Origin of the sequence: Coleofasciculus sp. D1-CHI-01 (assembly GCF_040218875.1) — a bacterium.
Taxonomy (GTDB): domain Bacteria; phylum Cyanobacteriota; class Cyanobacteriia; order Cyanobacteriales; family Coleofasciculaceae; genus Coleofasciculus.
The window spans coordinates 23,647-30,498 of record NZ_JAVJQP010000034.1 but is presented as its reverse complement, the minus strand read 5'-3'; the positions used below and the strand labels follow the sequence as shown (position 1 = coordinate 30,498).

General features: G+C 45.4%; 5 protein-coding genes. 1 reads left to right on the top strand and 4 read right to left on the bottom strand.

The features are described from left to right. The coding region (locus RIB93_RS07110) for a hypothetical protein (RefSeq protein ID WP_446371635.1) at window positions 1–246 on the bottom strand (246 nt) is incomplete at its 3' end. A 244-nt stretch (window positions 247–490) separates the two neighbouring features. On the opposite strand from RIB93_RS07110, the gene RIB93_RS07105 reads away from it, so the two are divergent. Further along, window positions 491–2,587 carry an ATP-binding protein gene (locus RIB93_RS07105; RefSeq protein WP_446371633.1) on the top strand — a complete coding sequence of 699 codons (2,097 nt, stop codon included), beginning with the start codon at window positions 491–493 and terminating at the stop codon, window positions 2,585–2,587. Window positions 2,588–3,136: 549 nt separating this feature from the next. Here the strand turns inward: RIB93_RS07105 and RIB93_RS07100 are convergent. The 3 genes from RIB93_RS07100 to RIB93_RS07090 form a co-directional block, all read right to left on the bottom strand. Beyond that, window positions 3,137–3,916, bottom strand: coding sequence for a pentapeptide repeat-containing protein (locus RIB93_RS07100; RefSeq protein WP_446371631.1), 780 nt, complete (start codon window positions 3,914–3,916; stop codon window positions 3,137–3,139). A gap of 223 nt (window positions 3,917–4,139) precedes the next feature. After that, on the bottom strand, window positions 4,140–5,144 hold the full coding sequence (locus RIB93_RS07095) for a zinc-dependent alcohol dehydrogenase family protein (RefSeq protein WP_446371641.1): 1,005 nt from the start codon (window positions 5,142–5,144) through the stop codon (window positions 4,140–4,142). A 286-nt stretch (window positions 5,145–5,430) separates the two neighbouring features. Beyond that, a complete protein-coding gene (locus RIB93_RS07090; RefSeq protein WP_446371629.1) occupies window positions 5,431–6,441 on the bottom strand; it encodes an ABC transporter permease in 1,011 nt (336 codons plus the stop codon). Window positions 6,442–6,852: the final 411 nt, after the last annotated feature.

Below are 6,852 nucleotides of genomic sequence, written 5' to 3'. Positions count from 1 at the left end.
TGACTGAGGCTGTACCGTTGGCGTTTCTGTCTCCTGGGAATCCTTGGCTTCTAGACTTCGCATCACATTCGCGGCTAGTCTATCCGCCGAGTCTCTGGAATACTCCCCTATTTCCGGCGACTGAGACGATTTCTGCTGCGGCTTGGGTTGAATCGAAAAATGTCCTAATTTAGACGGACTCTTGTTCTTTTTCTGTGCCGTTGTTGGAGTCCAGGAGGAATTTTTCTTTTGTAGTGGTTTATACATGATGCCGCCTCAGTTGCCTGGTGATTTGCTTCCTTTAAGCCTCTTGCCTCAAGAATTCGGGGTGATTCTCCCATAAGCCAGCGCCTGCCTACTTCGGGGAAACACCTGTAAAAAGACGTCTTGAGACGTGGCTAAATTATAAACTGTTTTTCCCGAATTTAGCTCAAACTGCAATATGCCTTAACATAGAAGCCATAAAACCCTTACTGTAAACCTGAAGATATTTAAACAGCCCGATAACATCATGGATACTCCAGCATCGACCAACTGGTATCAAGCCAACTTTCAGTATCTCCAGACAGCCGTTAATCAAGTTCGTCAGGTATTGGAAGATACCATTAACCGTGACCAAAATCAGACGAGTCCACTCAGATTTGAGACAACCTTAGCGCCAGACGCCTTGGCTCTCCTACAAACTAAGCCTTCCGCCTTAGAGACGCTCTGCACAATCTGTAAGCTTTCTCCCTTTGAGCAATATATCCTCTTGTTGTGCGTAGGGATGGAATTAGACAGAAAATTTAAAGTCTTGTGTGCCAAATTTCATGGTCATCCAGACCAAAATCATCCGACTCTGAATTTAGCTTTTGCTACATTTAGTGATGCTAATTTACGTGTTTTCTCTTCCAAATCTCCCTTAGAATACTGGGGACTGATTGAAAGTGGTGATAGTCAAACGCTCTCTCACTCTCCTCTACGCATTAATCGGCGCATTTTCTGCTATCTATTAGGTGAACCCTGCGAGGATGATGACTTGATTGGTATCCTCAAACCTATACCCCCTTTTCCTCCAACTTCTCTTCCCCCGTCCTACCAAAAACTCACTGAGCAACTCATCGCTACTTGGTCTCAGAAAACACCGACATCTATCTTTCCTATCGTTCAATTGTGTGGTGCAGAACTAGGCGCAAAACACACCATTGCCGCTGCTAGCTGTAGTGCTTTGGGTTTGCATCTGAACTTCATTTCCGCATCCCTGCTTCCCATCAATCCGCATGAACTCTATCAATTAAAACAGCGGTGTTTACGAGAAGCTATATTAACCAACAGCGCCCTTTTACTTACCTGTGATGAACTGAATCAAACCGATGGGATGCGAGAGTTGGCTATCTCTCAGTTTGTTGAGGACTTAAATCTGCCTTTAATTCTTAGCACTCAAGAACGACAACCACAACGCCAGCGCCCGATGATTACGTTAGATGTGGGTCAACTCAGTCACAACGAACAAAAGTTGATTTGGGAGTCGTATCTCGGTTCAACGGCGTCAGAATTAAATGGGCAAATCGATACGCTAGTATCTCATTTTAATCTCAATCCTCTAGCCATTCAAGCCGCTTGTTTATCGCTGGAAGGGATGGAGTTTCCCCCAGTCAAAACCGAGCCAGCTAAGGAGACAGAACCTGAGAAACCTGCTTCCTCTTCAAGGCGTACTCGCAAATCTAAAAGCCAAACGTCAAAACCAAAAATAGAGAATCCTTTTTCTCCATTGCAAACTCACTTGTGGGATTTCTGTCGCACTCAAGCGCGTCCCCGGTTAGATGATTTAGCACAACGGATTGATGCGGTAGCGACTTGGGAGGAGTTGATTCTACCCGAACGGGAAAAAAATACGTTACAGGAAATTTCTGCTCATGTTCGACAACGAGCGAAAGTTTATCAAGAGTGGGGATTTGCGGGAAAAGGCGGGCGTGGTTTAGGGGTTAGCGCCCTCTTTTCTGGACCGAGTGGTACGGGGAAAACGATGGCGGCGGAGGTATTGGCAAAGGAATTACGCCTTGATGTTTATCGGATTGATTTGAGTGCGGTGGTGAGTAAATATATTGGTGAAACGGAAAAGAATTTGCGGCGAATTTTTGATGCAGCGGAAACGGGTGGGGTGATTTTACTGTTTGACGAAGCAGATGCTTTGTTTGGTAAACGGACTCAAGTTAAAGATTCCCATGACCGCCATGCGAATGTGGAAGTGAGTTATTTACTGCAACGGATGGAGGCGTATCAAGGATTAGCCATTTTGACGACAAATCTGTTAGACTCATTAGACCAAGCCTTCCTGCGTCGGATTAATTTTTCGGTTAAATTTCCGTTTCCTGATGCTGAAGCGCGAGCCGAGATTTGGCAGCACATTTTTCCTGAACAGACGCCGACAAATAAGTTGGATATGAAAAAGTTGGGTAAGGTGAATATGGCGGGTGGAAATATCCGCAATATTGCACTGAATGGGGCGTTTTTAGCTGCTGATGCGGGAGAACCTGTGATGATGAAACATATTTTACAGGCGACTAAAAGTGAATCTCTTAAGTTGGGGAGAATTTTGACCGATGTAGAAATCAGTGGCTGGGTTTGATGGTATCTAAAGAGGCAGAGAAATCCCATGCAAGAGGAGGCGATTGAAATCGTGGCTACACAAACCAAGTCCGCCTGCGCGGACTAGATTATACAGCAGTTTGCTCTGCTATGCGGTACATTGTCGATCCCCCTAAATCCCCCATGGAACAAAAAGCGAAGCATCCTTTGGTCTCCCCCTTTTGAAGGGGGACGGAAGGGGGATCTAATAGGGGGACGGAAGGGGGATCTAAAAGGGGGACGGAAGGGGGATCTAATAGGGGGACGGAAGGGGGATCTAAAAGGGGGACGGGAGGGGGATCTGAAGGGGGACTTTGATCTACTGTACTTTATTACAGCGCAAAGCGCTATAAAGGGGGTGGCTAACCTGGATTGGGTATGAAACGTTAGGTAAAAATGCAAGGTATAAGGACATGATAGTATATCCGGTAGTATCGGATACCCCGCCAGATGTAGGAGAACACGATAGTATAGAAACCTACAATAGGAATGATTTTAGGGGTTGACAATAAAGCATTTTAAGGCACTAAAGTGCCTACTACAAACAGGTCTATTCGGGAAATTTTTGCTCGGATGAGGCTAGGGTTTTAATTGTCTCGATTCCCCATTCTGCTAAGGGGTGATTGAGGGTGGCTAAATAGTCCCATCCTTGGCGATACATGAGCAGTAATTCAGCCAGGTTTTGTTTGTCTTTGTCGTCCCCAGCCGCTTGTCGTAAAATTTTTGCTAATAATTCTGGCGAATTTAAGTTTAATGTAGTATCTTTTAGGTTAACTCCATTCAGGTTAGCACCACTGAAATTAGCGTCCTGCAAATTAGTACCATTCATATCTGCCCCAGTCAAATTAGCGCCGACTAAACGTGCATGACTTAAGTCTGCTTCACTCAAATTCGCCTCAGTTAAATTGGTCAGACTCAATTCACTCCAACTGAGATTGGCTTTATATAAATTGGTCTGACTCAAATCAGCGTTAATCAAGTTGGCATTGCTCAGATTTGCTCCGACTATGGTAATACCAGTTAATTGAGCGCTGATTAATTGAGCGCCGATGAGTTTTGCACCGCTGAGATTGGCGTTAATTAAGTTGGCTTCTATCAGGATGGCATCGGTTAAATTGGTGGCAACTAAGATAGCGCCACTAAGGTTAGTATTCAGGAATAGGGTTTGACTCAAGTTTGACCCAAATAAAACTGTGTTGCTCAAATCAGCATGACTGAAGTTCGCGTCTTGCAGTCTTTCAGCAATTAGTGTTGCACCTTGTAAGTTTATGCCGGAAAAGTTTCGTTGATTTTGGCTATATTGCTGAAGTAGTTGATTTTCTTTGTCCATTTTTACTGATGATTGGTGTCTTGGTGTCAACTTAGGCTACAGCCCTCACCCCCAACCCCTCTCCCAAGCTTGGGAGAGGGGAGCAAGAGATGCTAATCCATCAAATTAGGGACTTGCGACTTAATAATGTACCAAGGAAGTTTGGCTAAGTTCATGAATTCAGCTTTCCTCACTGGTACTTTATTTTTACGCAGCTCCCTTAGGTGTGCCGAGCTACTATTTTTTATGCAATCTGCAAGGCGATTTTTCCGGTGGTTGATCCTGATTCTATAGCGTGATGAGCGCTAACGGCGTCGGGGAGGAGAAAGGTTTGACCGAGGTGAATGTTGAGTTTGCCTTCATCTATCCATTGGGCGCATTGTTCGAGAATCTGGGTTTGGTGTTCCTGGGCTGCTACTAATCCTTGGAGTGTCGGTGTTAGCATGAGTTCTAAGCTAATTCGGAGATTTCGCGATCGCGCCGTTTTCAAATTCCCGATACTATAGTCAGGTTCGAGGATAGTGACCAAATCCCCGTAGACTTTCACAGCGGGAACGGTGTCGTAAAAGGTTTGACCCCCAACAGTATCAAAGGCGACATCTACACCCTTTCCCTCTGTCCAATCTAATGCAGCTTGGGCAAAGTCGGTTTGTTTGTAAAGGATGGGTTGGTCTGCGCCTAATTGACGCACTAATCGGGCTTTTTCTTGAGAACTCACCGTTGTACAAACATCAGCCCCTTTGATTTTGGCAAGCTGAATGGCAACATGTCCCACACCACCCGCACCGCCATGAATCAGCGCTGTTTGTCCGGCTTCTAAGCGCCCTCGGTCATATAAGGCTTCCCAGGCGGTAATTAGGACTAACGGTGCGGCGGCGGCTTCTGTAAAGGATAAGGATTTGGGTTTTCGGGCAACCCAGCGTTCATCCACAACCGTGAGTTCGGCATAATTCCCTGTACCCGATTTTCCTAATCCACCGGCACAGAAATACACCTCATCGCCAACTTGAAATCGGCTGACAGCAGACCCCACGGCTTCCACGACACCCGCCCCATCACAGCCTAAAATGGCAGGCATATCGTCGGGATAGAATGTGCCACGGCTTCGCAGTTTGGTGTCGATGGGGTTAACCCCGGCGGCGTGGAGTCGCACTAGGATATCTCTATCGGTTTGCAGTTTTGGTTCGGGTACATCCTGCAATTGCAGCACCTCTGGCTTACCCGGAGTAGTCATGACGACGGCTTTCATTTTTTTGTCCTTTGTCATTCGTCCTTTGTCATTTGTCCTTTGTCATTCGTCCTTTGTCAAGGAATAGGGAATTTTTTCTAAAAACGGTAACATATAGATACAAAATATCTCCTCTGATGCTTGATAACTTATCTGACTTTTCACGGGAAGTCTAAAAACCTGAATCGGGGCGGGTTTAGTTACATCAGGTTGCAACCGAAAAGATAGTGGTGAAACCCGCCCCTACATTTGCGCCACATACCATCAAAAGTCAGGATAAATTATGACTTTAGCCTAGCGTTACTCGCTATTTATATTTAATTCTCGGATCAACTAGGGCATAGGAAATATCAACAACAAGATTAACCAGGACAAAGATAATCGAGACAACAACGACGCCACCCTGAACAACAGGATAGTCTCGTGCCAAAATTCCTTCGTAAATCCAGGAACCAATTCCGGGCCACGAGAAGATGGTTTCGGTTAAAATAGCACCGCCTAAAAGTGTACCAAATTGCAACCCAATAATTGTCACCACAGGCAATAGAGCATTTTTTAGTCCATGGCGAATAATCACCCAATGTTCGGGAATGCCTTTTGCTCTCGCTGTGCGAATATAGTCCTGGGAGAGAACCTCTAACAGAGAAGAACGAGTAATTCGCGCTAAAATGGCTAAGGGAATTGTGCCGAGGGTTAAAGCGGGTAAAATGAGGTGAGATAGAACATCTTTTAATAGATTTATATCTAATTTTAGAATCGCATCTACAAGGTAAAATCCGGTAATCGGTTGAAAAGTTAATCCCGCTTCAATACTAATCCGTCCACTGGGGGGAAACCAGTTCAAGGTAATAGCAAACAGGTAAATTAACAGTAATCCTAGCCAATAAACAGGCATGGAAACCCCTAGCAATGAGCCAATCATGGTTAGGTTATCGGCGGGACGATTCTTGTAAACCGCCGCTAAAACGCCAGCCGGGATTCCCAGAATGATTGCCATTATCATGGCGGCTAAGGATAATTCAAATGTGGCGGGAAAGCGGGTTTTAATTTCATCGATAATCGGAATACCGCTGATAATACTGGTGCCGAAGTCGAGATGGAGTAGATTGTTGAGAAAGGTTAGGTATTGCAGGGGTAGGGGTTGATTTAAACCAAGTTGTTCCCGTAAGGCTTCTACCTGTTCAGGGGTAGCGCGTTCTCCCAGCATAACCGTTGCTGGGTCACCGGGGATTAGGTGCAGGAAGAGAAAGACTAATAGGGTAATACCGAGGAGAACAGGTAACAGGTTGAGTAGACGCTTGATGATATAGTGAGCCATTTTCGGGTTTAACGTTTTTCACCTCAATTCTTTATCCTATAGTGGTTTTTACGGTTAAAATGGGCGCATGTCGGTGCGCCCCTACTGGCTTGACACAGCTAAAATTGTGGAATAGATTTTATCATTGAATCGGGCGCAAGTATGAGCGCCCCTACAGTTTCCGGGCGTAATTCTAATTCATCAAATAAGGTGTGCCACGCTACTACTGGCGTGACACAGCTAAAATTGTGGAATAGATTTATCGTTAAACGGGGCGCAAGCCTTGCGCCCCTACAATTCTAATCCACCAAATAAGGTGTGCCACGCCAGTAGGTTGGGTTTCGACTTCGCTCAACCCAACGGAATCTAGTGCCAAAAAAGTAGGGTGAGTACTACCCACCAGCCTTAAGTCGAATGTCACTGACTTAAGGG